General features: G+C 68.9%; 2 protein-coding genes. Both read right to left on the bottom strand.

Annotated features, from left to right (window positions below):
- Positions 1-219 precede the first annotated feature (219 nt).
- The gene (locus KDH83_RS30370) at positions 220-726 is read right to left on the bottom strand and encodes a hypothetical protein (protein ID WP_212322676.1); all 507 of its coding nucleotides are present in this window, start codon (positions 724-726) and stop codon (positions 220-222) included.
- 149 nt (positions 727-875) lie between these two features.
- A partial coding sequence (locus KDH83_RS30365) for an autotransporter outer membrane beta-barrel domain-containing protein (protein WP_212322673.1) occupies positions 876-2,391 on the bottom strand: 1,516 nt, incomplete at its 5' end.

Genomic DNA, 2,391 nt, shown 5'->3' with positions numbered 1-2,391 from the left:
CGATTTCAGCGACGGCTACCCATGCGCCGGTGGCGCGGTTACGGACCAACCTGTAGATGTGATTCATGCAGCGGTTTCCTGATGTCGGCGCGTGCGCTCGCCTGCGCGGAATGCACGATACCGGTCGTCCAGTCCTGTAATGGACCAGGGGTTATGGTGGGAAAGATAGCAACCGGCGCGCCGGTGCGAATCCGACTTTGGTTGTAGCGGGGGCGGCGCCTATTGCGCCGACCAGGACTCGGGCAGGTCCACCGGGCGGGGCAGGTAGCCTTCCAGCGTGTCGGCGATCCAGCCGGGATCGATGTAGTTCCAGCTGGATTCGATCACCCAGGCCAGGCATTCCTCGGGGCCGCCGTTGAGATACGGCGGCGGCGAGACCGGCTTGAAGACCGTGGGCAGCTTTTCCTGCAGCGACAGGTCATTGAGCACGAAGCCCAGTTCCTGCACCACGCGCCATGCCAGCGGATGGGCGATGTCGATGGTGAGCTTGACCCACCAGTAGGCGTCGGGGGTGACTTCGGAGGACAGCACGCGCACGCCGGGCACGCGGTCCAGGTAGTCCGTCAAGCGGGGAAGATTGGCGTGCAGCGGACGCGCGTCGATCATGTCGATCGGCGGCGTGACGTTTTCGAGTTTACGGACCAGATGCGCGTGCAGCGAGCGCTTGGCGTCTTGCGCCTCGCGCTCCAGCGCTTTTTGTAGTTTGCCGGGCAGGCTCAGTTCCATTTGTGTTGTCCTGACGTCGTCCGGCGGTGATATTACACGGTGCTCGAACGCCTGGACCGGCATGGCGCGGGAGCGCCTGGCCGCCTCGGCTCGCGGGCGGCCTGCCGGGCGAGCGTCCGGAGCGCATCCGGATGCTCGCCCGCGCCGCGCTAGAAGTTCCAGCGCACGTTGATGAAGCCCGCGTTGTCGCGGTTGCCGTTGCCGTACTGGCCCTGGTAGCTCAGGCCGATGGCGGCGTTCTTCGAGATGCCGACTTCGGCGCCCAGTTCCACCACCGCCGCGTTCCTGGCCAGCGGCGTGCCCGACACGGTGTAGTTCGGGCCCGCGCTGAACGCCAGCGTGCGCTCGGGCTTGACGTCGCCCATCGCATGGCGCCAGCCCAGCGTGGCGCGCAGCCGGGCCGGCGCGCCCGCGATCTGGGTGTCGATCCTGCCGCGCACGCCCAGCGTGGTGGTGGTGACGTCGTTATGTTCGCCGCGCGACGACAGCGCCGCCGAACCGCCGCTTTCCGAGAAGCCGCCCAGGTGCTGCCGGGTCCAGGCGATGCCGGCGAAGGGTTCCACCGAGGCCTGCGGCGCGACTGGAATCGCGTAGCCGACCTCGCCGAAAACCTGTGCGGTGTTGCCGCTGTAGCTGGCCTTGAGCTCCTGGTCGCTGCCGCCCAGGCGCAGCTGGCGCCGCGTGTCGATGTCCTGCCAGGCATAGCCCGCGCCGGCCATCACGTTCCAGGCGCCGCCGCCGGGCCGCGCGAAGGACTTGCCGCCGAACAGCGTGACGCTGTAGCTGTCGACCTTGGCGCGCGCATCGCGGCTGTCCTGCCAGATGGTGCTGTCCTGGTAGCCCAGCGCCATGCCGACGCGCCAGCCGTCGCCCACGCGCGCATCGCCGCCGATCAGCACGCCGCCGGTGCGCTGGCGGTAGTCCGGCGCGTTGCCGTCGCCGTCCTGGCGTTGCCAGCTACCGAGCACCTCGCTCCACACGTTGCGCTGGCACGAGAAGCGCTGGCCGTAGCTGCCGGCATTGCGCTGGATCTCGGCGCAGGCGCGGTCGTCCGCGCCGCTGTCGGCCTGCAGGCTGTCGCGCAGGCGGTTCAGGGGCTGCGTGCGCAATGTCTCGGCGTTGCGGATCAGGGCCGAGGATAGCGAGGCATGGCTGTCGCCGGACAGGCGTTCAAACGTGCCTGGAGCGTCCTTGGCGCTCAGGCCCAGCACCGCGCCATAGACTGGGTTGTTGGCGGGCAGGCCGTTGATGGCGGCCGCGACCGCGCGCTGGTTCGGGGTCTGGCCCACCTGCGCGAAGCCGGTCTGGTTGCGCGTGAACGAGACGGCGACGCTGCCGGGGGCGTATTTCACCGCTGTGTCCACGAAAGCCAGCTGCGGCAGGGTGGTGGTGGCGAATTGCCCCGTGATGCCCTGGCCGGCGGTCAGCACCGTGAAGCTGTCGTTGCCGGTCAGCGGCGCGCTGTTGGTCACGATCAGCGAGCCGTTCAGCGTGGCCGAGCCGGTGACGTTCAGGTTGCTCGCCTGCGGCCCGGTCAGATTGGCCATCAGGGTCGCGCCGGCGGCGTTGTTGAAGTTGCCGCCGACCTTCAGGCCGCCGCCGGCCGCGGCGCCGCTGTTGATGAAGCCGGCATTGTTCAGGTTGGCGACGCTGCCATAGCCGGAC

It is taken from the genome of Achromobacter sp. Marseille-Q0513 (assembly GCF_018195695.1).
Classification (GTDB): domain Bacteria; phylum Pseudomonadota; class Gammaproteobacteria; order Burkholderiales; family Burkholderiaceae_B; genus Achromobacter.
Note: the sequence above shows the minus strand (reverse complement) of the source record. Positions and strands in the feature narration are given on the sequence as shown.